Raw genomic sequence first — 20840 nt, 5'->3', positions numbered from 1 at the left:
ATCTAAGCAAATATCTTTCTAAAAATGATCTCAGAAACCTGCCAACATTGGATCTTCAGGTTTCATGATCTCCCTTAACAAAATTGTTGCAAACATACCTCTAGATAATGAAAACTCTACAGTATTTTGTTTTGATGTATAATTAAAACAATGAATTGCAGCTTGCCTGAATCCACCTTCACTGCTCACCTCTTGCATCTCCTTGATGAAAAAATCTTTTGGTGTAATCTCTTCTTGCTTTAGGATTTTTGATATTTGATAATCAAATCTTGTTTTTTTGTAATATGAATACCCAACAAAAGGTAGTGCCAATCTTTGATCCAAACCTTTTACATATTTTCCAATGATGCCATTGTAATCAAAGCAAACATCACTTGATTGAGCCTCAAAAAGATTTTCACCATCCTCAAAAGATAAACTTAGAGACTGATTAAAAATAAAAGATTGGTATGCCTGAATATAAAATCGTCTTAATGATAAAGGAATAGCCCGAATGGCACGAATGTGTTCGTCATGTTCAATCATTTCCTTTAGAACAATTCGCTCAATATCCATTTGGATTGGAACTTGATCAAAATATTTTTCATAATTTTCCTTATCAGATAGTTTTTCACGAATTTCAATATTTTCTTTTGAATCATACGTAGAAGTAAAAGATAAGATAAGATCTACTGCTTTTTTGAAATCTCGCTGTAAAATAGCCTTACCAATTAGATGGGTAACAGGTCTTTTTGAGCCAAAGCGCTGATAACCATAAAAATTCAAGACATGGTCATATTCTATAAATTCTGACAAACCATCAGAGCAGTCAGAAATTTGAATTTTAAAATGATTGCCAATCATGTCTTTTTTCGACAAGGGTTTTTTTACATAGCCAATATTTTCCAACGAGTATTTTTCGGTTGAGAAATTTTCTATCGCTTTTCCTTTATTTCCAGAGCAAACAAATTGTTCAGTGATTGCAGATGAATCCTTTAGTCCAAGGGATTTTAATCGAATGCCTTTTTTTTAAAAATGCCAGATAATGCATGATTGGTATCGATTTTTTTCTTTTTTAGTTTGTATACAGCATATCCTTCTTGATCACTTACAGAGTTTTTTGTTTTATCTGAAATTATTTCTGTGACGATAAAATCTTCAGGAACTACTCTGATTTTTCCACCGATTCCAGGAAAAGTTGTGCTGTAAACAGAAATACCAATTTCTGAATCTAGATTTGGTATCACTCTATTTTCACTGTAACAAATTTGCTGACTGCCACATCAGTAGATTGTGCACCAAGGAGAATTTTGTAAGTTCCAGGAACTGCATCCTCTGAGGCAATAATAGAAGTATGAATTGGACGTGGTCCATCAGAATCTAGTTGAAATGTTTTAGGAGAATGGTTTTCAAGTTCAACATTTAGAAAATCATGAGTAGTAGACATTACTAATGAAACACCCATCAAATCATTTTGAGACTTTGGGGAAACGATAAAGTTGAAATGTTTTTTACCACCTGGTGCAAGATCAATAGAATTGGATTCAAATTGAATTTCTATAGGTAATGGAACCGAAGTATCAACTACGCCTATATTATTTTCAACCCATTCAGTAAACCAAATTTTTTCACCATCTATTGTAAAATCAAAGATTTGAGCCAAACCGCAATCAGCTAGCATTAAACCAGTTCCAGGATCACAGTCACCCCAATTAGGATTTTTTGATGGAACATGGTATTCCACTAGCGTTTGAGATTTTGGATCCATGACAGATATGTTATTTGCAGTTTGTGCATTAAAGACAATTCTATCCTGTTCATCAGTTTCAATCCAATATGGTCTAGATATCGGAGTCTTTACAATTCCAGTTTGGTTACCATATGTGCTAGGCAATGGGTCAGATGTAACGTATTGGGTGAATTTTTCAGTCACAGGATCAAAATTAAAAAAGTACGACGTAGTGGTATCGGCCAACCAGATTGTTCCATCATTAGAAACAACTGAGCCATTTGGCGTAAGTAATTCTGGAGGTAGTTGGTATATTTCAATAAAGTCAAGTAGCGGAAGATAGTTTTCACCAGAATTTGAAACAGAATCAAAATATGCATTTTGATCAAACTTTACTAAAACACCTCCTTGTTGGAATAACCAATTTGTGAACCAAACATTATCATCTGCATCAACTGCAAAATCAGCAGTTACAGAATCATCGACAGGGGAAGGAATACTTAGATAATTGACATCTTCTTCAGATTGATTTGGATCTAAGAAGGTAATTTTATTTCCAGTAAAATCATTTACTATAATTTGAGAACCATGAATTTGAAGTTTTTGAGGCAATGAATCTCCTTCAGACGGATAAGATAGTCTACTATACGTTTCATCAAGAGTTGAAAATTTCCAAACAGAATCATATGTTTCATCAGTATACCAAACAGTTCCGTCAGGTGCGTAATCTATTCCCCACATCATAGAGCGTCCACCAGGTGGCCATGAAGGATTTTCATATTCAGTAAATGTTTCAGTTCTAGGATCAAATTTTGCCAAATTACCAGTGTTTGTTTCAGTGAACCAAACATTTCCATCATAATCAGCTACAATAGCTAAAGGATTAGTACATAATGTTGGGATAGAATACTCTTGAATGAAAGCAGTGGATTTTGGAGTGCTTGAACCACAGAACTGAGCACGTTGATCATCTGGAAAATTATCTGCAGGAGTACCAGTAACAGTCATTTCAGTTTCATCACTTGGAGGCATGATTCCTGGGAGAGTAATCATAATAGTAGATGATAATAAAATAAATCCAAAAAATACTGTAACCATTACTGCTTTTTTCTTCATGTCTTTAAAAAAATCAAGCCTCGTTATATCTTATTCCAAGTATATCATAGTAATTTTAGTTCAGAAGTTATTTTATCAATTAAATTTTCAGGAGCAGGTCCAATTGAAATGCATGTAGTTGTTCCAGGTGCAATCTGGGTATGTCCAGCATCAGTAACTTCAGACCATGGAAGATTCAAATCAATAGCATGTCTTTTTACTTCTTGTAATTCTTTAATTCCAGAGACTTTGACTACAACCTTTTCTTGACCTCCCCACCATTCCTGATACCATTCAGGATGAGATTTTCTTACATGTTCTGCACCAAGTACACAAGCGTGTCCTACTTGCGCAGCTATCTTTCCCTTACCCATTTTTAGATCAGTTCTTACAATAATTACTTGTTTAATGTCACCCATGATCTAATCAAATACAGGCTTAATGAAAAACTTTTGAATTAAATAATTGACAAAGAAACGAAATATGTGTACTTTGATGTAGTTGTTGCAGGTGGAAGTGTTGCAGGGTTATTGTGTGCAAGAGAAATCGCTTCAAAAGGGTTTTCAGTTCTAGTAATTGAAGAAGATTATGAAATTGGCACTCCAGAGCATTGTGGCGGACTAGTTAGTATTGCAGGCTTAGAAGAACTAGGAATCATTCCATTTAGAAAAACATTTGAACATATGATAGATTCAGCTGAAATTACATCACCTAATGGAAATAGTTTTACAATTAATTCAAAGAATCAAAAAGTAGTAGAAATTAGTAGAAGAGAATTAGACAAGCAGATTGCTTTTCAAGCTCAGAAGAACGGAGCAGTAATCAAAGTCAGAACAAGTTTTCAGGAAATAACAGACACAGGAATTAGAACAAATGAGGAAAAGATTGATTGTAAAATTTTAGTTGATGCAAGAGGAGTTTCATCGCTAATTCATAAAGACAGAACAGGTATTTTATCATCTGCTCAATATGAAATCTATTCAAATTGGATAAAGAAAGGTAAAGTAGAAGTAATTTTCGATCAGGAAAAATTCCCAGGGTTTTTCGCATGGATCATTCCATCAGGAGAAGGTAAAGGAAAAGTAGGAGTTGCAGGAAGAGGGATCAACGTAGCTGAAACACTAGATAAAATTCTAGAGGAGAGAAAAAACTTTTCAGTAATCAGGAAAATTTTTGCACCAATTTGGATCAAAGGGCCAATTGATAATTTTGTTGAAGGAAAAATAGTAATTGTAGGAGATGCAGCAGGACAAGCAAAACCAACAACAGCTGGAGGCATATTCACTAGTGGTATGGGAGGAGTTTACGCAGGACAAGCTATTTCAAAATTTTTAGAAACGAATGATAAAACAGTTCTGGAGGAATATCAAAGGAAATGGATGCATAGGTTTGGCAAGGAATTTGAAAAGCAATCACTTGCAAGAAAAATCTTAGAAAGAATAGATAACAATACAATCAATAAATTATTTGAGTCAATTACACCTGAGATCACAAAAGAAATTTCAGAGAAAGATGATTTTGATTTTCATACTGGTTCCATTATAAAATTACTTGGAGTCAAAGGTTCATTGAAAACTGCTCAAACCCTAATTGGTGGAGAACTCAAAAAATTATTGAGTTAAAGCATGCTCAATTTCTAAGCAAGGTATAAATGATGTTTACAGAAAAAATGGGAATATGTCGTCTACGATTTCATTACCAACATGTAGTTGTTGTCATAGACCCATTATGCCTAATGATAAATGTGTAAAATTCAATTGCCCTGATTGTGGTGCAGATTTAATATGGAGATGTCAAAGTTGCAGAGAAGCAGCAAGAAACTACACTTGTTCCTCTTGTAATTTTCAGGGACCTTAGAAAATGACTCAATTACTACTAATCACAAAAATTCTTCCGGATGGAACTGAAATTGATCTTGACAAATTAGCAGAAACCATCAAAGGTTCACTAAAAGAAGGAATTTCTATGAAAAGGCACGCTAAAGAGCCATTGGCTTTCGGCTTAGAATTTCTTAAGGCAGAATTTATTTTAGAAGATGAAGAAGGACAAATGGATTCATTAGAAGACGCAGTTAGATCTGTTGAAGGAGTTAGTGAATTTGAAGTACTTAACATGAGTCGAATGTCAGTCGACATGAAATAGGAGATTTTTTGGCCCGCAAAGAAGAACCTTTGCAAATGAGAATCGGAGAAGCAAAACAAAGAGACGTAGGTAAAAAACGTGCTCGAATTGGTCCCGAAGCTATGGATTTTCTCAGAGTTACACCAGGAGATATTATCGAAGTAATGGGTTCAAGAACAAGTTGTGCAGTTGTTTGGCCAGTTGATGAAGATGAAAAATTTCCAGACATTATTAGGATTGATGGGCAAACAAGAAAAAATGTCGGGGGTTCACTAAATGATTTTGTAAAAATTAGAAAAGTAACATCAAAATTTGCAAAAGCAGTATCACTTACACCAGTTAATGATTCAGTAACAGTAGACAAGGAATTTACTGATTTTGTCAAAAACAGATTGAAAGGATTGCCAATAACACATGGTGATGAAATATCTGTTATGATTTTAGGGAACTCAATGGACTTTAAAATTACAAAGACCAGTCCAAAAGGAGTTGTAAAAATTGATCGTAGTACAAACCTCTCCATTTCAACTGAATCTACTGTGGATAGAAAAGTACGTGTTACATATGAAGAAGTGGGAGGTCTAAGAAACGAAGTCAAAGCAATGAGGGAGATTGTAGAACTTCCATTGAAACATCCAGAATTATTTACAAGATTAGGAATTGAGCCACATAGTGGAATTCTACTTTACGGCCCACCAGGATGTGGAAAAACATTACTAGCTAAAGTAATGGCAAGCGAATCAGAGGCCAATATGTTTTCAATAAATGGTCCAGAAATTATGAACAAATATTATGGTGAAACAGAAGCAAAGTTAAGAGAGATTTTCAAAGAAGCAAAAGACAATTCACCTAGCATAATTTTCATAGATGAAATTGATGCAATTGCACCAAAAAGAGAAGAGGCATACGGAGATGTTGAGAAAAGAGTTGTTGCGCAATTATTAGCATTAATGGATGGACTTACAGATAGAGGAAATGTAATCGTACTTGGTGCAACAAATAGACCAGACAGTGTGGATCCAGCACTTAGAAGACCAGGTAGATTCGATAGAGAATTTGAAATCTCAGTTCCAAATGAAGATGGGAGGTTAGAGATTCTAGAAATCCATACAAGAGGAATGCCAATAAGTGACGATATTGATTTGAAAGACTTGTCATCAGAGTTACACGGTTATACAGGTGCAGACATCAAATCACTTTGTAGAGAAGCTGCTCTAAAATCAATCAGGAGGTATCTTCCAGAAATTGATCTTGAAACTGAAAAGATACCATCTGAAGTACTACAATCTATGCAGATAAAATTAGTGGATTTTTACGATGCCATGCATGAGGTAGTGCCTACTGCAATGAGGGAATTTTATGTTGAAAGACCAAAAGTATGGTGGCAAGATGTAGGAGGATTAGATGAAATCAAAAAAGCATTAACGGATAACCTAATTATCGCAATGAAGGAACCAAGTAAATTCACAAAGATGGGAATCAGACCTCCAAAAGGAGCTTTGATTTATGGACCACCAGGATGTGGAAAAACATTACTTGGAAGGGCACTTGCGACAGAGACTGGAGCAAATATGATTTTAGTTAGAGGTCCAGAAATTCTTTCTAAATGGATGGGCGAATCTGAAAAAGCAATCAGAGAGATTTTCAGAAAAGCAAAAGCATCATCACCATGTGTTGTAATTTTTGATGAGTTAGACTCTTTGGCACGATTCAAATCAGGGGAGGGAGGAGTAGGCGAGACTATTCTAAGTCAACTTTTAACAGAAATTGAAGAAGGGATTTCTTCAAGAGTTGTAGTCATTGGAATCACAAACAGACCAGATGTATTAGATAATTCTTTGTTAAGAACAGGCAGATTGGATTTAGTCCTCTATGTTGCACCTCCAGACGAAAAAGGACGATTAGAAATAATCAAAATATTAACAAAAAAGATGCCTTTGACAAATGATGTGAAATTACAAGAGATTGCAGTTGCCACTCAAAACTACACGGGTGCAGATTTAGCTGCTCTTTGTAGAGAAGCTGCAGTTCTTGCAATGAGAGAGAAATCATCAAAAATATCCAGTCAGCATTTTGCAAATAGTTTGAAGCAGATTAGACCATCAATTACAAAAGAAGTTGATCAGTGGTATAATACGGTGAAGGAAAGTATATCTAACGTAGTACCAAAAACAGGAGATAAATCATTCTACGGATAAAAATGGCAATACCACTACGAAATACAATATATGATAAGGTAAAAGAAGTTGGATCATTAACTGATGTTGAGCTTTACAGAAGCCTGACAAGTGACGGATTAATCATTCCAGAAGACAAATACAATAAACTACTTTTAGATTTAGAAATTCTAGGATTAATTTCTGTTGCATGGATAACAAAAGATGAGCGTAGGATAGAAGCTATAGTAATCAAAGAGGAAGTAGATAAGATCGACGAGCAAAACAAAGAAATGATGGAAAAAGATTATGAAGCAAGTTTTCCAGGATTTGAGAAATAATTATTAGAATAACGGAATATGAAATGCCGCATCTAATGCAACAGCCACAAAGATAATTGTAAGATAAGGTGCAGTTACTTTGTATGCTTTCCAAGCAAAGTCAGACGTAGGATTCTTTGTCAGTTTATAGTGATATACAAGCATCAATCCACCAGAAGCAATTGCAATAATTGTATAAACAATTCCCATTCCATCAGGAATTATTGAAAGTATCAATGAGTATGGAATTAAAATCAAAGTATTTCCTAAAATGAATTTTGATGTTTTTTGCATTCCAATTACAACGGGAAGCATTGGAACTTGAGCTTGTTCATATTCATCTTTAATTTTCATTGCAAGACACCAAAAGTGAGAAGGTGTCCAAACAAATACCAAAAAGCCAACTAAGAATCCTAGCAAATCCATACTACCAGTAGCTGCTGCCCATCCAGCCCAAGCTGCGGCACTACCTGCAATTCCACCAATTACAATGTTTGAGGTATTTCTACGTTTTAGCCAAACAGTATAGATTATCACATATGAGAAGATTCCAACTGCAATAAAGAATGCAGATACTGCATTTAATGCAAAATATCCATAGATTACAGAAATACAGCTAACAACAACACCATAAATCAAAACACTTGATGCAGCCATTCGACCTGAAGGAATTGGCCTAGTACTTGTTCGCGTCATTTTTGGATCAATGTCTTTATCATAATAGTGATTGAGAGCGCTAGATCCTGCAGATGCCAGAGCACCTGCAATTATGATGTGTAAATACGACCAATAACTAAGATCAGGAGCTCCTGGGACTAGTTTGCTTGCAGCATACATGGATGTAACTGCAGTTATTACTAAAAGTACAACAATTCTGGGTTTTGATATTTCCAGTATTTCATTAAATCCCAATTGACTCTATCCTCTCCCAAAGCCATTTAATTTCTTCGTCTAGGTGATCTTCATATTTCAAAAGGAATAAGTATCTCAGCTCTATCAGCTATCTTAAATGAGTAATTGGGACCTCATGATGCCTGGAATGGGACTAACAGCTATAGGATTAGCTGGTCTTACCTTGTCTTATGCAGGTATTGCGCATACGTTCATCGATGGAATGCACGCTTTGACAGGGCTTACCATGTTTGTAGGGTTGATTTTCTTAGCTGCAGGTATCTTAGATGGAGGTGTTTCAACTAGTAATAGAGCCAAAGCAACGACTTTGGTAATTATATCAATTGCTTTGGGATTTGGAATGTTTGCATTAACTATGAACTCTTCAAACTATGTAATCACTATTGCAGGAATCTTAATGGCAATAGCATTCCCAGCAATAATTATAGCATATCTTGCAATGAAGCATCCAACAATTGTAAAACCAATCGGTGCAATTGTCGGAATGGCAGCAGCCACTGGAATAATTATGTGGATTGCGTTTGGATTTGTCAGTCCTGACACGTATATGTTACCACAGCAGGCAGAAGTAGAAGAACCTGTTGAAGAAATTGAAGCGAAAGGACCAATATTTGCAATTGCAATTTTGGAAGGCTCAGCTGAAGAAGGTAAACCAGATTATGAACCTGATGTAGCTATAGTCCAACAAGGACATACAATAGAATGGACAAACGTAGACTCTGTTGCACATACTGTAACTAGTGCAGTAGACTTTGGAGAAACATTTGATTCTAGCTTGATTAGTGCAGGTGAAGTCTATACATTAGATACTAGTAATTTAGAAGTTGGCGAATATGAATATCTGTGTATTGTACATCCATGGATGGTTTCAACATTAATAATTGAAGCACCAAAGGAACCAACCAAAGTTACAATACCAGAAGGAGCTGCAATACCAGAAGAAGGGCAGATATATTATGATCCAGAAGTAATCAACATCCCAGTTGGAACTACAGTAGTTTGGGAAAATGTAGATAGTACAATGCACACTTCAACTTCAGGTAATCCTGAAACAGGTGCTGATGGAGTATTTGATTCAGATATATTATCTATGGGAGACTCATACGAGTTTACATTTGCAGAAGCTGGAAATTATGATTATTATTGTATTTTACATCCATGGATGGTTGGAACAGTTAACGTAGAATAGATTTGCAGAAAATTATTTTATCAGAAACAGACAAAAAAATTCTATCAGAGTATTCAGAAAACCAAAAACCTAACGAGTCATGTGCAATTTTGTTTGGAAAAAATGATATAGTCTCAGACTTGTTTCTTACGGAAAATATTGAAGAGTCACCAGTTAATTTTACAATCTCAAATGATCAACTAATTGAAGGGTACAAGATTGCAGAACAGAAAGGACTTGATGTTATCGGAATATTCCATTCACACCCAGATTCAGATGCATTTCCTTCAAGTACGGACAAAAAATTCATGCAAAGTAATCCAGTGGTATGGATAATTTATTCTGGAATCAATAAAAATTTCAGAGCATTTGTACTTGAATCAGAAATTGTAGAAATTCCAATTGAATTGAATTAATCAGATTTCAAGACAAATGTTGTACGTTCAGTATCAACAGCATTTAGAATTGACTTGTCAGGTGAGATGATTTTTCCTATAACATTTACAGGTGAAGCAGGTGTAATTTCACCGGGCTTTCCTATTGGGGTAGGACCATAAAATAGGCAGATTGCTTTTCCTGTAGGCCAATAAGCAACATCATTTAGTTCTACAGGAGACTTGGAATTTTCTTCAGGTTGAGATATTGGAGATTTTGAAGTATAGATTTCATCACCCCAAACATTAAGATCAACTGTAAAGGGCAAATTTTTGATAAAATCGTTGACAGTTTTAGGAGAATTATGATCATCTAATTCTAAAAGTATGTTTGAAGAGTTTGGAATTTTAATCTCAACTGCATATTTCATGAATTTTGATTATCTTTGAATTAAATATCCCTTTTTTTAATTACAAATATGGAAATTCACGTATACGACACTTATGTCAAAGCAGCAGATGGTCATACCATGCACTTTGATGTAATTACTGGTGAAAAAGATCACGATAAAGCCATTACATATGGAAAAGAGTGGTTAAAATCAATCGGTGAAGGAGAAGCAGAGATGACTACTAACGAATGTCAATTCTGCCATTCACAAGGAGCACCAGAGCCTGTTGAGCAGGCAATTAAGGAAAAAGGCTACTTTATCCAAAAGATGGAAGGCTGTCCTTAAACATTTTTTTCTCTTTTTCTACAAGACTTTTTTAGATCTATCATTTTACATCTATCATGTCTGAGCACAAATATTCAAAGTGGACAGTAGAAGGAGACAAGAAAACAAAATGGATTTGTGGTTGTTTCCAGACAGCTGATAACTATTTCAAATTTTGCGATACTCACAATACAACTTTACAAAAAGCAATTCAAGCTCAAATTGATGAATTAGATATGACACTAATTATTGAAGACTAGATTGCAAGTATTGCAACAAACGCAGATACAAATACGATTGCAATTGTGTTTAGTAATTTAATCACAGTGTTAAGTGCTGGTCCTGCAGTATCTTTGTAAGGATCACCTATGATGTCTCCAACTACTGCGACTTTGTGAACTTCAGAGCCTTTCTCGCCATTCATCTCCACTAGCTTCTTTGCATTATCCCATGCACCACCAGTGTTTGCCAAGTGGTATGCCAGTAAAATTCCAGTAACAACTGCACCCATCAGTAATCCTGCAACTGCGGTTGGACCTAACAAGATACCTAAAATTATTGGTGCAAGAATTGCAACGATTGCAGGTTTCCAAAGTTCTTTAATTGATGCAACAGTTGCAATATCTACACATTTAGCATAATCAGGTTTTGATGTTCCTTCAAGAATTCCAGAATCTGCTTTGAATTGTCGTCTTACTTCGTCTACCATTTTTCCTGCAGCCCTTGAGACACCATTAATTAATTGACCTGTAATGATAAATGGAATTAAACCACCAATGAGTAATCCAACAATGATTGCAGGGTTAGTTAAGCTATAATCTAATTCCAAAACGCCTTCAAAGATGTGGGCTGCTTCAAATTGGAATGCTTGAATCATGGCCAAGGCAGCTAGTGCAGCACTGGCAATAGCAAATCCCTTTGTAACTGCCTTTGTAGTATTTCCAACTGCATCAATCTCATCAGTTACTTTACGATTTTCTTCTCCCATTCCAGTCATCTCTACAATTCCTCCTGCGTTATCTGCAATAGGACCAAATGCATCAATACTAAGAACAATTCCTGCAAGACTTAGCATTGCCATTGCAGTTAGAGACGTTCCAAAGATTCCATAAAGTATTGGGTCAGTTCCTTCAGGCGCAGCTGATGAAGCAATAGTGTATGATATTATAATTGCAACAACCAAGGCAATCATAAATGGTCCTGTTGATTGCATACCTTTGATAATTCCCATTAATGTTAATGACGCATAGCCCCACTTTGCAGAATCTGCAATTTCTTTTACAGGGGCTTTCTTGTAACTAGTATAGTAATCTGTAATTTTCTGAATTATTGGAACCAGAATTACACCAATTACGGTTGTTCCAAACAAAGCATATCCTGCAGCAGACTGTTCAATGAATTGCGTGATAAAGACATAGTTCAGTCCAATTGCAATTGCAGCTGAAACATAAAATGAACGATTAAGTGGCTTCATCACATCAGTTACTCCTTTTGAGCCAACAATTACAACACCAATGATTGATGCAATCATTCCAGATGAACCAATAAGAATAGGATAAAGGAAATAGTTTGGTGCACCAATTAATGCTGCAATAAGTAATGCTGCAAGTATTGTAACAATGTATGATTCATAAACATCAGATCCCATTCCTGCTGCATCACCAACATTGTCTCCAACGTTGTCTGCAATAGTTGCAGGGTTTCTAGGATCATCTTCAGGAATATTTGCCTCTACTTTTCCTACCAAGTCTGCACCCATGTCTGCAGCTTTTGTGAAAATTCCCCCTCCAATTCTAATGAATAATGCAATTAAACTGGCGCCAATTCCTACACCTGCAATTGTAATTGGGTCTGGATAAATTACATAAAGACCAGTAATTGCAATCAAGGCCATTGCAGGAACTGCAAGACCGACTGTTGCGCCTCCTCTAAAGGCCATAGCAAATGTCTTTCCCAATCCACTGCTACTAAGATTTGCAGCCCTTACTGCTGCTTTTACTGTAATTTTTAATGAGATAATTCCTGCAACTGCAGATAATGCTGCACCAACTGCAAATGCTATTCCATTTGATGGAGTCAAAAATACTGCAATAATAAGCGATAATGCAATGGCTACTGGAACAATAATCATCATTTCTCTTTTTAGAAATGCTGCAGCCCCTTCTTTGACTGCATTTGAGATGTCCATCATCTCTTTTGTTCCTGCAGGTTGTTTTGTAATCCATGCAACCAAACCGCCAGCAACTAAAAATGATGCAATTCCTGCAACAAATGGCAGAATTTCAGCAATTTCCATGTTATACTCAGCTTTTGCCAAAGTCTGGGAAATATAAATCAAATAGCAGAAATCTTACTTCTTTTTCTATATGGCAAAAATGTTTTTCCTTTGAGCCCTTGTCTTACCAACTTGTTGAATCTTTTGCCATGAGCAAGATAAGGAAATCTCATGTGAATTAATTCATGCACTATGGTATTTTCCAGAGTCTTCTCATCGGGAATTTTTCTAACATTAATGAAAACTAGATTATGCTGAAGATATGAAACTCCATAATACTTGTATGCCGAAGTACGTCTACCCTCAGTCATTTCTTTTGGAGCATCAAGTACCTCTTTTGTAGATAGGAGAATTTGAGGTTCTGAAATGGAAAAACGATTAGAATAGATTCCAATTTTCTCCAAAATTTGCAGTCTCAATTCAGGATCAAGTTTCACATATCTTACTGTAATAATCCGTGTTTATCTTGAAATGTCAATTGTTGTGAGAAGTTTGGTGTATTTTCATTCTTTAAAATATGAATTAATAGGGTCAGAAGGTTTAGTAGAGTAATCATCAATCATACAGCCACCGTCTCATCACACCCCAATTATTCCATTAAATCAAGTATGGATTGTGCTTTATTTCTAATTTCTGGAGTAATTCTTACAATTACCAGTCCTTCATTTGGTTGGCCATACAAAACAATTGCATTATCAGGTGCATGGATACAAACTGGAAGTACTAAAAGATCTTCTTCTCCAACAACAAAGAGTCTTACTGGGGGCTTCATAGTAAAGGCATTTTTAATTACATCAATACTTTGAGGAGTTATTTCTGCTGCAGGGTTTTCTACAGTCAATTCAATAGCATTTGCAAGTTTTGGTGGGTCTTTTTTTTCTCGTTTTTCCTGACCATCAATAATTTGCAAAGAAGGGATAAGACCAAACTCAATCATCTTTTTGGTTGTTCTGTCACCAACAGTAACGATATAGGAATTTGGCAAAAGATGTTTTTGAATATTTATTTTATCAGCTTGGTTTTCAGGTAAAAGTAATCCTAAAGGAATTTTCAATTGATCTCTTAAAGAATCAGGTAACTTCACAGTAATCGTGACTAAGTTGTATTTGGCTCGGGAGCAGATTCTTCGCCAGTACCTTCAGATGCCATTTCATCTTGTAGTTTTGATGCAAGAATACTACATTGGGCCGCAATATTTTTTGCACTCTTTCTAAAAGCGTCTGCACTTGGAGAATCAGGACTTGTGATCATTATTGGCTTTCCCAAATCAGAACCTGTCATGATTCCAGAATTTAATGGGATTTCTCCTAAGAATGGCATGTTAAACTGCTCACTAATTTTTTTTGCACCACCTTGACCAAAGATGTAATGTTTGTCATCACAGTTTGGACAGATAAAGTGACTCATGTTTTCAACAACACCAATTATTGGAACATTTAGTTTTTCAAACATAGACACAGCTTTTACTGCAACATTACTTGCAACATCCTGCGGAGTAGTAACAACAAGGATTCCAGTAATAGGAATTGTTTGAGCAAGTGTAAGTGGAATGTCACCAGTACCAGGAGGAAGATCCACAATAAGATAATCCAAATCAGACCAATTAGTATCAACTAAAAATTGTTTTAAGATTCCAGAAATAATTGGGCCACGGTAAATTGCTGCTTGATTAGATTGATCTGCAAAGAAGCCAAATGATACAACTTTTAGTCCATTAAAGTCTGCAGGTTGAAGTTTGTTTTCTTCTACTTCCATGAATCCGTCTTTCATTCCCAACATTAACGGAATGCTAGGGCCATAGATATCAGCATCAAGTAAGCCAACCTTAGCCCCTGATTCAGATAATGCCAAAGCTAGATTTAATGAAACAGTTGATTTTCCAACTCCACCCTTTCCACTTGCAACACCGATAATGTTTTTGACAGTTGCCATACCCGTATCTGCATCAAGTGAACGACCCTCCATGACTTTAGCAGTTACTTTTAAATCAAAATTTTTCAATTCAGGAATTTCACCAATTACTTTTCTTACATCATCCTCAATTTCGACATTAAACGGACATGCAGGAGTTGTTAATTCTAAAGTAAATTTTAAATCACCATCATTTAGTTCCAAGTCTTTTATCATGCCCATTGAAACAATGTCTTTTTTCAAATCAGGATCAATGACAGTACTTAGTTTTTCAAGAACTTGATCTATTCCAACCATTGCGTAAAAATCCTGTCTACATTATTTAAACATAAGTCAGACATCAAAAAAAATTGTCATTTTTTTGAAAAATTAACAAAATCTTTAGAAAATTATGAGTAAATCACCCAAAGATTCATAAATTGAAATTCAAGAAAAAAACTTAGTTGTTTTCTATATCTACCCTAGTTGATGTTGTTAGGATTCCTCCCAGCTTATTTGGAACTACACTCAAAAAGGCAGCAGTAAACATTCTCAAGGAAAAGTACGAGAGTATGATTAATGCAGATTTGGGATATATCATCATGATTTTAGATGCCAAAGTTGACGAAATGGGAAAAATGATTGCAGGAGATGGCGGTACATTCCACAGAGTTCAGTTTGAAGCATTAACATTTTATCCAAAATTACAAGAAATTGTCCAAGGAGAAATTGTAGACATTACTGACTTTGGAGCATTTGTAAGAATAGGTCCAACTGATGCATTACTTCACCTTTCACAAGTGATGGATGATTATCTCAAAAGTGATGTAAAGTCTGGAATGATTTTAGCTAATCAAAGTGGAAGAACATTAAAAGTTGGTTCTACACTTCGTGCAAGAATTACTGCAGTATCACTAGGAAAAGCTGCTGCAATGGGCAAGATTGGAATTACATGTAGACAACCATTCCTTGGTGCAGATGACTGGATTGTAGAAGAGATTAAAAAATCCACAGGGGATTCAGATAAACCTGCAAAAGAAGCTGAAGTAGAGGCAAGTTAAGATGGCACGAGAAATGGCATGCCGTAAATGCAAATTTGTTACAACAGGCAAAGTTTGTCCTGGTTGTAAATCATCAGATTTGACACCAGACTGGACTGGAATTGTACTTGTAGTTGATCCTACAAACTCAGAGATTTCAAAAACTCTAGGCATCACTCAAAAAGGTAAGTATGCAATCAAAGTAACATAAAAAATTTCTAAATCTTTAAAATCACATTAATATTTTAACAATAATGTTGTCATTTAATTCTAAAAAACAATTATCACAATTTCTTGCTGAAGATATAGGGACGGGAGATATTACGAGTGCACTTTTACCCAAGAAAAAAATTTCAGCCAAAATAATTTCAAGAGAAGAAGCTATTGTTGCAGGAGCAAGTTATGCAAAAAATATTTTTAAATTAAAAGGATGTAATGTCAAAATTACTAGAAAAGATGGGTCCAAAGTCAAACCTAATCAAACCATAATGACAATTTCAGGAGATGCAGGAAAAATCCTCACATGTGAGAGAACTGCATTAAACATACTTACTAGAATGAGCGGAATTGCAACGCAAACAAATCAACTTGTAAAAAAGATTCCAACAAAAACAAAATTGTATGCAACCAGAAAGACAGCTCCTGGACTAAGATATTTTGATAAAGAAGCAGTGGAAATTGGAGGAGGTAAAAAGCACAGACTCAGACTGGATGAAATGATCATGATAAAAGATAATCATATTGCAATTGAAGGCTCAATATCATCACTCATTAAAAAAGCAAAAAAAAGACACAAAAAATTCGAAGTGGAAGTTGAAAAAACATCAGATGCAGTTCTCGCAGCAAAAGAGGGGGCATCAATAATTATGCTGGATAATTTCACACCAGCACAAATCAAGAAAACAATACAAGTGCTCAAAAATGAAAAATTACGAAACAGAATAAAGATTGAAGCATCAGGAGGGATTAATTCTAAAAATATTGCAAATTATGGTAAGACGGGAGTAGACATCATATCAATTGGAAGCATTACAAATTCTGTAAAAGGAATTGATATGAGTTTAGAAATTTAAGAATTCAATTCTTCTAGTAATTTTAAAACAGATTTATTTTTAGGATCAATTTCTTGAATTTTTTCACAGCACTGAATTGCCCTTTTATTTTCACTTAGTTTTTGATGAGAATATGCTTTGAGCAGTAAAACTTCAACATCATATGAACCGATTTCTAATGCTTTATCAAAGTAAGATATTGCAGTTTTGTACTTGTTTTGTAAATAGTATATTCCACCCATAGTAAACAAGATATCATGATGGTGTGGAACTTTGTGCAAAAAATCATTGCCAGACTTTAGAGCAGCAGTATATTTTTTTTCTTTGACTAGTTTTTTTATCTCTTTGAGTTTTTCAATATTTTTTTTCTTGTTGGGATCTTTTGGAGTTCTACTAAATAATCCAACCAAAGCAGTCACGCAATTTAGCTGATTTCAAGCATTCTATTAATTGCCAAACGAGCCTTATCGGCAATTTCTTTTGGTACAGTAATGACATTCTTTTCATTTACCAGTGCGTCATACACTTTTTCAAGAGTAATCATCTTCATGTATTGACATTCAGCTTTCTCTGATGCAGGGATGAATGTTTTTCCCGGATTTTGCTGTCTCATTTTATACAGGATTCCAGTCTCTGTTGCAACAACAAAGTTTTTTGCTTTTGATTGATGCACGTGATTTAGCATTCCTTCAGTAGAAAGAATTGAAACTTTTTTGCCATCATAGCTTCCATCAGCAACATCATACATCATAGGGGTAGTACAGCTACATTCAGGATGAATTACAAATTCTGTATCTTTCATAGAGTTTAGTTTTTCATTTACATCTTCAGGAGTAATTCCAGCATGCACATGACATTCTCCTGCCCAGATATGCATATTTTTCCTTCCAGTCATTTTTGCAACATAAGAGCCAAGGAACATGTCAGGCAAAAACAATATTTCTTTTTCTTCAGGGATTGCCTTTACAACATTTACTGCATTAGATGAAGTGCAACAATAATCCAATTCCGCTTTAATTTCTGCAGTAGTATTAACATAACCTACAGCTATTGCGTCAGGATGTTGCTTTTTCCAATTACGTAATTCAGCAACAGTAATAGAATCAGATAGAGAACAACCTGCTTCCAAATCAGGAAGAAGTACCTTCTTGTCTGGGCTAATAATTGCAGCAGTTTCTGCCATAAAATTTACACCACAAAATAAAATTGTCTTTTGGTCTACAGTGGCAGCTTGACGTGAAAGCCCCAAGGAATCGCCTGTAAAATCTGCAACATCTTGCACATCAGGGATTTGATAATTATGTGCTAAAATTACCACATCTTTTTCCTTCTTGAGTCTTAGAATCTCTTCTTTGAGCTGAGATGATTGTTGAACTAACATAGGCTACAAAATTTTGAGTTTGTAGGGATTTAAAGAATGGGAAGCAGTCCAGAATTCTCTAAAAATCTGGTAAATGTGGCAATTATTGCCAGATTAGGTACCTATCTGAATATCATCCGAGCAATATTTTCGTAGGGTTTCAATTGCAGATAAAATTGCCAATCGGCTTGTTTTAGGGTTGTTAGAATCTGGAAAATTCTCTATTGTAAAATCCATCTTTCCAAATTTTCCTGCTGCCTCAATATGGTGAGTATTTTTATCAGTATTTGGATCAGCGATAATTTTTACGATTGTTTTTTCACTTCCGATTCCAGATAATGAAAGAAGTGCTGCAACATTGATGTTTGCAGGAAACAATGAAACTGCCTCTTTTGCACTGCCTTCAAAAATTTTTGTAGGTGAACTAATAGCATTCAAATCAATTTGAGATGTTTCAAAAAACTTTGCACCTTTCAGAGAACGCGGGTGTTTAGTTGTTGTAATCGACACAGATTCTAATTCGTCTTTTACAGATTTAATTCCATCCAAACCGGCAATTGCACCAGAGGGCAGGTAGATAGTTTTTTTGAAGTGATCACATGCATCAGATAAAATATCATAAATTGATTCATCCAATAATGCACCGACACTCATTATCATCAAATCACGTTTATTTTGCAATACACTAAGGCCAACATCTTTTACGGCATCCTGAGATGCAGCTTCAACTATAATGTTTACACTATGAGAAGATAAAAGGTGAGAGTTTTCAACGATTTCTGGTTTTGAGTTTAATTTTGAGACAAGTTCAGATGCTTTTTCTTTAGATGCATCATAAACATGGGTGAGCGTGCCGGGAATCCTTCCTGAATCAATAGCAAGAGCAATTTGAGTACCTATTGCGCCACATCCCAACAAACCTATTCGTTTCAATCAATAATACTAGAACTGTTCACTTAATTAATTCTAGTCAAACCCTTTACAAGGGGATTCTTTTGTGCCACGTAAATTATTCCCAGAATAGAAACCCCAAGAATCAAAATTGTCAATCCTTCAAATTCCGGAATGACTCTAGTTCCAATTATTTCAATTTTTTTAGTGTCTTCTGAAATTACTAAACCAACGACATAGTCATTAGGGTATTTCATCAAATCATAACCAGTATCTACCCCATCTACTATAACTTTGAATTTTTCACCTTCAGCATAAAGAACATCTTCAGGAGTTCTTACCCAAAAATCAGTTTTTTCTGGAACATCCTCCATTATGATTTCAATCGATTTTCGTTCTTGGTTGATATTCATCGAAGATAGTATAGGGTATTGATGATTAGCACCCATAGAATCAAGACTACCACGATATCCATAGTAAATGTCATAGGTTTTTTCATCAAATTCAAAAGTGAATTTTTCAGATTCTATTTGAGAAATGTCAAGGTATTGCGCATATGCATCAGGATTGAATATGTGTTCAGCAAAAGCATAGTTGGATGCAGGCATTACCAAAAGTAAAAGAAGTAGAAAAACATAACGAATCAAGTAGTAATAGTATAATTCCAACACATATAACAAAATAGTTAATTATCAATTTTGATTTTCTAGTCGGAAACAAAGTACAATTTATCACCAAATTATTTATGTAAAGAAAATCAAAAATTTGTGTTGAATGCTTTGCAAATTACAGTTTTTTGTAGTCTTTTTCTCATTATAATACAACCAGTTTTTGGAGACTTTGATTCTCCTAGAAAACAAATGGAACGTGGAATTTCACCCCAAGATGTTCTTTGTAAGACAGAATTAGAATTAGTTATCAGAACAAATGGTTTTGCTGCCTGTGTAAGGGCAGAAACTGCCGAAAAAATGCAAAAATTAGGAATGTTATTCATTCCAATAAAATTCACAGATTTGCAAAAAGAATTCAAAACAGTTTCAGCTTCAGAAAAAGAAATAGAAACTATTCCTGCATCAAGTATGTCAATTGTTAATTTTTACATAAAAGATCAAGACTTGAATGTAGCACATAATGGAGTTGAAGAAATTTCCACACAAGGCTTGTTTGAATTTACAGTTAATGGAATTGAAATTAGCGGTCCTCAGAAAATGATTGAGACAGGACCAAACACTGGTGAATTTTATATCAGATTAGAATTACCTGCTACAATCAATGGAAAACCATTAAGTCAAGATGATGTGGTCATCATAAAATACTTGGATGAATCAGACTTTGCAGGAGATAAAAGAATACTTGTAAAATCATTTCCTTTAACTTCCACATTTGCCAAAGTTGAAACTTCTGGAGGAGGTTCTAGAATTGGACATGAATTTACATTAAGAATTTACGAACCTGATGCAAATAGAGACTCTAAAGATGAAGACAAAATTCCATTAAGCTCATTTGAATTCAGAGGAGAAGGAGGAATTAGAACTACACTTGCAAATCCAAGATTTGATGCAAATTCCAGTTCTTTGATTGAGACGGGACCCAATACAAGCACGTTTGAAGTAAAAATTAAGATCCCAAGAGAATTAGACGGTAAAGTGATTCACATCGGAGACAAATATGAAATCAGATACATTGATAGAAGTACACCTTCAGGAACTGATGAAAAAATTATCTATAAAGGTAGAATTGGATAAATGGTTTTGATAGAACA

The 20840-nt window shown here is 35.0% G+C and carries 27 protein-coding genes; 13 read left to right on the top strand and 14 right to left on the bottom strand.

From position 1 onward, the window contains the following. Nucleotides 1–30: 30 nt before the first annotated feature. Genes truD (NADRNF5_RS03495) through pth2 form a run of 4 tightly spaced genes read right to left on the bottom strand, consistent with a single transcriptional unit; the run spans nt 31 to nt 3222 of the window. Nucleotides 31–960, bottom strand: a complete 930-nt coding sequence (gene truD, locus NADRNF5_RS03495) for a tRNA pseudouridine(13) synthase TruD (protein ID WP_250634623.1) — start codon at nt 958–960, stop codon at nt 31–33. A 29-nt stretch (nt 961–989) separates the two neighbouring features. Next, nucleotides 990–1226, bottom strand: coding sequence for a tRNA pseudouridine(13) synthase TruD (truD, locus tag NADRNF5_RS11705; protein ID WP_250634621.1), 237 nt, complete (start codon nt 1224–1226; stop codon nt 990–992). After that, nucleotides 1223–2824, bottom strand: coding sequence for an NHL repeat-containing protein (locus NADRNF5_RS03490; RefSeq protein ID WP_048115752.1), 1602 nt, complete (start codon nt 2822–2824; stop codon nt 1223–1225). Before NADRNF5_RS03490 ends, truD (NADRNF5_RS11705) begins: the two co-directional genes overlap by 4 nt. 44 nt (nt 2825–2868) lie before the next feature. Further along, on the bottom strand, nt 2869–3222 hold the full coding sequence (pth2, locus tag NADRNF5_RS03485; protein ID WP_048115750.1) for a peptidyl-tRNA hydrolase Pth2: 354 nt from the start codon (nt 3220–3222) through the stop codon (nt 2869–2871). Between the two features lie 66 nt (nt 3223–3288). Between pth2 and NADRNF5_RS03480 the strand changes: the two genes are divergently transcribed. Genes NADRNF5_RS03480 through NADRNF5_RS03465 form a run of 5 tightly spaced genes read left to right on the top strand, consistent with a single transcriptional unit; the run spans nt 3289 to nt 7421 of the window. After that, nucleotides 3289–4425, top strand: coding sequence for an NAD(P)/FAD-dependent oxidoreductase (locus NADRNF5_RS03480; RefSeq protein ID WP_048115748.1), 1137 nt, complete (start codon nt 3289–3291; stop codon nt 4423–4425). Nucleotides 4426–4480: 55 nt separating this feature from the next. Continuing rightward, nucleotides 4481–4660 (top strand): zinc finger domain-containing protein, encoded by a 180-nt coding sequence (locus NADRNF5_RS10875; RefSeq protein WP_082051976.1) that lies wholly within the window; start codon nt 4481–4483, stop codon nt 4658–4660. A 3-nt stretch (nt 4661–4663) separates the two neighbouring features. Continuing rightward, the gene (locus NADRNF5_RS03475) at nt 4664–4945 is read left to right on the top strand and encodes an elongation factor 1-beta (protein ID WP_048115745.1); all 282 of its coding nucleotides are present in this window, start codon (nt 4664–4666) and stop codon (nt 4943–4945) included. Between the two features lie 8 nt (nt 4946–4953). Then, nucleotides 4954–7122 (top strand): CDC48 family AAA ATPase, encoded by a 2169-nt coding sequence (locus tag NADRNF5_RS03470; protein WP_048115742.1) that lies wholly within the window; start codon nt 4954–4956, stop codon nt 7120–7122. Nucleotides 7123–7124: 2 nt separating this feature from the next. Next, nucleotides 7125–7421 carry a hypothetical protein gene (locus NADRNF5_RS03465; protein WP_048115740.1) on the top strand — a complete coding sequence of 99 codons (297 nt, stop codon included), beginning with the start codon at nt 7125–7127 and terminating at the stop codon, nt 7419–7421. 3 nt (nt 7422–7424) lie between these two features. On the opposite strand, the gene NADRNF5_RS03460 is transcribed toward NADRNF5_RS03465, so the two are convergent. After that, nucleotides 7425–8312 (bottom strand): heme o synthase, encoded by an 888-nt coding sequence (locus NADRNF5_RS03460; RefSeq protein WP_048115738.1) that lies wholly within the window; start codon nt 8310–8312, stop codon nt 7425–7427. Between the two features lie 97 nt (nt 8313–8409). On the opposite strand from NADRNF5_RS03460, the gene NADRNF5_RS03455 reads away from it, so the two are divergent. Both NADRNF5_RS03455 and NADRNF5_RS03450 read left to right on the top strand, forming a co-directional pair. Then, nucleotides 8410–9501, top strand: coding sequence for a cupredoxin domain-containing protein (locus tag NADRNF5_RS03455; protein ID WP_048115736.1), 1092 nt, complete (start codon nt 8410–8412; stop codon nt 9499–9501). 2 nt (nt 9502–9503) lie between these two features. Further along, the gene (locus NADRNF5_RS03450; protein ID WP_048115734.1) at nt 9504–9896 is read left to right on the top strand and encodes a M67 family metallopeptidase; all 393 of its coding nucleotides are present in this window, start codon (nt 9504–9506) and stop codon (nt 9894–9896) included. On the opposite strand, the gene NADRNF5_RS03445 is transcribed toward NADRNF5_RS03450, so the two are convergent. Next, nucleotides 9893–10285, bottom strand: a complete 393-nt coding sequence (locus tag NADRNF5_RS03445; protein ID WP_048115733.1) for a cyclophilin-like fold protein — start codon at nt 10283–10285, stop codon at nt 9893–9895. The genes NADRNF5_RS03450 and NADRNF5_RS03445 overlap by 4 nt on opposite strands. A gap of 48 nt (nt 10286–10333) precedes the next feature. Between NADRNF5_RS03445 and NADRNF5_RS03440 the strand changes: the two genes are divergently transcribed. Together NADRNF5_RS03440 and NADRNF5_RS03435 are read left to right on the top strand one after the other, a co-directional pair. Further along, entirely contained in the window at nt 10334–10591 is a 258-nt protein-coding gene (locus NADRNF5_RS03440; protein WP_048115731.1) for a DUF2024 family protein, read from the top strand. A 56-nt stretch (nt 10592–10647) separates the two neighbouring features. Beyond that, nucleotides 10648–10830 (top strand): hypothetical protein, encoded by a 183-nt coding sequence (locus NADRNF5_RS03435; protein ID WP_048115729.1) that lies wholly within the window; start codon nt 10648–10650, stop codon nt 10828–10830. Here NADRNF5_RS03435 and NADRNF5_RS03430 read toward each other — a convergent pair. From NADRNF5_RS03430 to NADRNF5_RS03415, 4 genes are all read right to left on the bottom strand, one after another. After that, the gene (locus tag NADRNF5_RS03430) at nt 10827–12866 is read right to left on the bottom strand and encodes a sodium-translocating pyrophosphatase (RefSeq protein ID WP_048118908.1); all 2040 of its coding nucleotides are present in this window, start codon (nt 12864–12866) and stop codon (nt 10827–10829) included. The two genes, NADRNF5_RS03435 and NADRNF5_RS03430, sit on opposite strands and share 4 nt — an antisense overlap. Before the next feature lie 38 nt (nt 12867–12904). Then, a complete protein-coding gene (locus NADRNF5_RS03425; RefSeq protein ID WP_048115727.1) occupies nt 12905–13282 on the bottom strand; it encodes a hypothetical protein in 378 nt (125 codons plus the stop codon). A 152-nt stretch (nt 13283–13434) separates the two neighbouring features. Then, entirely contained in the window at nt 13435–13899 is a 465-nt protein-coding gene (locus NADRNF5_RS03420) for a GTP-dependent dephospho-CoA kinase family protein (RefSeq protein ID WP_082052025.1), read from the bottom strand. Nucleotides 13900–13940: 41 nt separating this feature from the next. Further along, entirely contained in the window at nt 13941–15053 is a 1113-nt protein-coding gene (locus NADRNF5_RS03415) for an Mrp/NBP35 family ATP-binding protein (protein WP_048115723.1), read from the bottom strand. 146 nt (nt 15054–15199) lie between these two features. Here NADRNF5_RS03415 and NADRNF5_RS03410 point away from each other — a divergent pair, with 146 nt between their 5' ends. From NADRNF5_RS03410 to nadC, 3 genes are read left to right on the top strand one after another with little or no spacing between them, the layout of a single operon-like run. Then, nucleotides 15200–15796, top strand: a complete 597-nt coding sequence (locus tag NADRNF5_RS03410) for a DNA-directed RNA polymerase (RefSeq protein WP_048115721.1) — start codon at nt 15200–15202, stop codon at nt 15794–15796. Between the two features lie 13 nt (nt 15797–15809). Beyond that, a complete protein-coding gene (spt4, locus tag NADRNF5_RS03405) occupies nt 15810–15986 on the top strand; it encodes a transcription elongation factor subunit Spt4 (RefSeq protein ID WP_237089325.1) in 177 nt (58 codons plus the stop codon). A 43-nt stretch (nt 15987–16029) separates the two neighbouring features. Next, entirely contained in the window at nt 16030–16848 is an 819-nt protein-coding gene (nadC, locus tag NADRNF5_RS03400) for a carboxylating nicotinate-nucleotide diphosphorylase (RefSeq protein ID WP_048115717.1), read from the top strand. On the opposite strand, the gene NADRNF5_RS03395 is transcribed toward nadC, so the two are convergent. The 4 genes from NADRNF5_RS03395 to NADRNF5_RS03380 form a co-directional block, all read right to left on the bottom strand. Further along, nucleotides 16845–17246: a tetratricopeptide repeat protein gene (locus tag NADRNF5_RS03395; protein WP_048115715.1), complete on the bottom strand. Its 402-nt coding sequence runs from the start codon at nt 17244–17246 to the stop codon at nt 16845–16847. The two genes, nadC and NADRNF5_RS03395, sit on opposite strands and share 4 nt — an antisense overlap. Before the next feature lie 5 nt (nt 17247–17251). After that, on the bottom strand, nt 17252–18208 hold the full coding sequence (gene nadA, locus NADRNF5_RS03390) for a quinolinate synthase NadA (RefSeq protein WP_048115714.1): 957 nt from the start codon (nt 18206–18208) through the stop codon (nt 17252–17254). Between the two features lie 93 nt (nt 18209–18301). Continuing rightward, nucleotides 18302–19120: an aspartate dehydrogenase gene (locus tag NADRNF5_RS03385; RefSeq protein WP_048115713.1), complete on the bottom strand. Its 819-nt coding sequence runs from the start codon at nt 19118–19120 to the stop codon at nt 18302–18304. 23 nt (nt 19121–19143) lie between these two features. Beyond that, entirely contained in the window at nt 19144–19686 is a 543-nt protein-coding gene (locus NADRNF5_RS03380) for a PEFG-CTERM sorting domain-containing protein (protein ID WP_048115712.1), read from the bottom strand. A gap of 162 nt (nt 19687–19848) precedes the next feature. Here NADRNF5_RS03380 and NADRNF5_RS03375 point away from each other — a divergent pair, with 162 nt between their 5' ends. Beyond that, nucleotides 19849–20823 carry a hypothetical protein gene (locus NADRNF5_RS03375; protein WP_148313057.1) on the top strand — a complete coding sequence of 325 codons (975 nt, stop codon included), beginning with the start codon at nt 19849–19851 and terminating at the stop codon, nt 20821–20823. Nucleotides 20824–20840: the final 17 nt, after the last annotated feature.

The sequence above is a fragment of the Nitrosopumilus adriaticus genome, assembly GCF_000956175.1.
Taxonomy (GTDB): Archaea; Thermoproteota; Nitrososphaeria; order Nitrososphaerales; family Nitrosopumilaceae; genus Nitrosopumilus; species Nitrosopumilus adriaticus.
The sequence above is the reverse complement of the archived record's forward strand: the minus strand, read 5'-3'. Positions and strand labels throughout refer to the sequence as shown.

Coding starts and splice junctions, on each gene's coding strand:
- NADRNF5_RS03490 (WP_048115752.1), bottom strand. CDS start 2,824: ATGAAGAAAAAAGCAGTAATGGTTACAGTATTTTTTGGATTTATTTTA.
- pth2 (WP_048115750.1), bottom strand. CDS start 3,222: ATGGGTGACATTAAACAAGTAATTATTGTAAGAACTGATCTAAAAATG.
- NADRNF5_RS10875 (WP_082051976.1), top strand. CDS start 4,481: ATGTCGTCTACGATTTCATTACCAACATGTAGTTGTTGTCATAGACCC.
- NADRNF5_RS03475 (WP_048115745.1), top strand. CDS start 4,664: ATGACTCAATTACTACTAATCACAAAAATTCTTCCGGATGGAACTGAA.
- NADRNF5_RS03465 (WP_048115740.1), top strand. CDS start 7,125: ATGGCAATACCACTACGAAATACAATATATGATAAGGTAAAAGAAGTT.
- NADRNF5_RS03455 (WP_048115736.1), top strand. CDS start 8,410: ATGAGTAATTGGGACCTCATGATGCCTGGAATGGGACTAACAGCTATA.
- NADRNF5_RS03445 (WP_048115733.1), bottom strand. CDS start 10,285: ATGAAATATGCAGTTGAGATTAAAATTCCAAACTCTTCAAACATACTT.
- NADRNF5_RS03440 (WP_048115731.1), top strand. CDS start 10,334: ATGGAAATTCACGTATACGACACTTATGTCAAAGCAGCAGATGGTCAT.
- NADRNF5_RS03435 (WP_048115729.1), top strand. CDS start 10,648: ATGTCTGAGCACAAATATTCAAAGTGGACAGTAGAAGGAGACAAGAAA.
- NADRNF5_RS03430 (WP_048118908.1), bottom strand. CDS start 12,866: ATGGAAATTGCTGAAATTCTGCCATTTGTTGCAGGAATTGCATCATTT.
- NADRNF5_RS03415 (WP_048115723.1), bottom strand. CDS start 15,053: ATGGTTGGAATAGATCAAGTTCTTGAAAAACTAAGTACTGTCATTGAT.
- spt4 (WP_237089325.1), top strand. CDS start 15,810: ATGGCATGCCGTAAATGCAAATTTGTTACAACAGGCAAAGTTTGTCCT.
- nadC (WP_048115717.1), top strand. CDS start 16,030: ATGTTGTCATTTAATTCTAAAAAACAATTATCACAATTTCTTGCTGAA.
- nadA (WP_048115714.1), bottom strand. CDS start 18,208: ATGTTAGTTCAACAATCATCTCAGCTCAAAGAAGAGATTCTAAGACTC.
- NADRNF5_RS03380 (WP_048115712.1), bottom strand. CDS start 19,686: ATGCCTGCATCCAACTATGCTTTTGCTGAACACATATTCAATCCTGAT.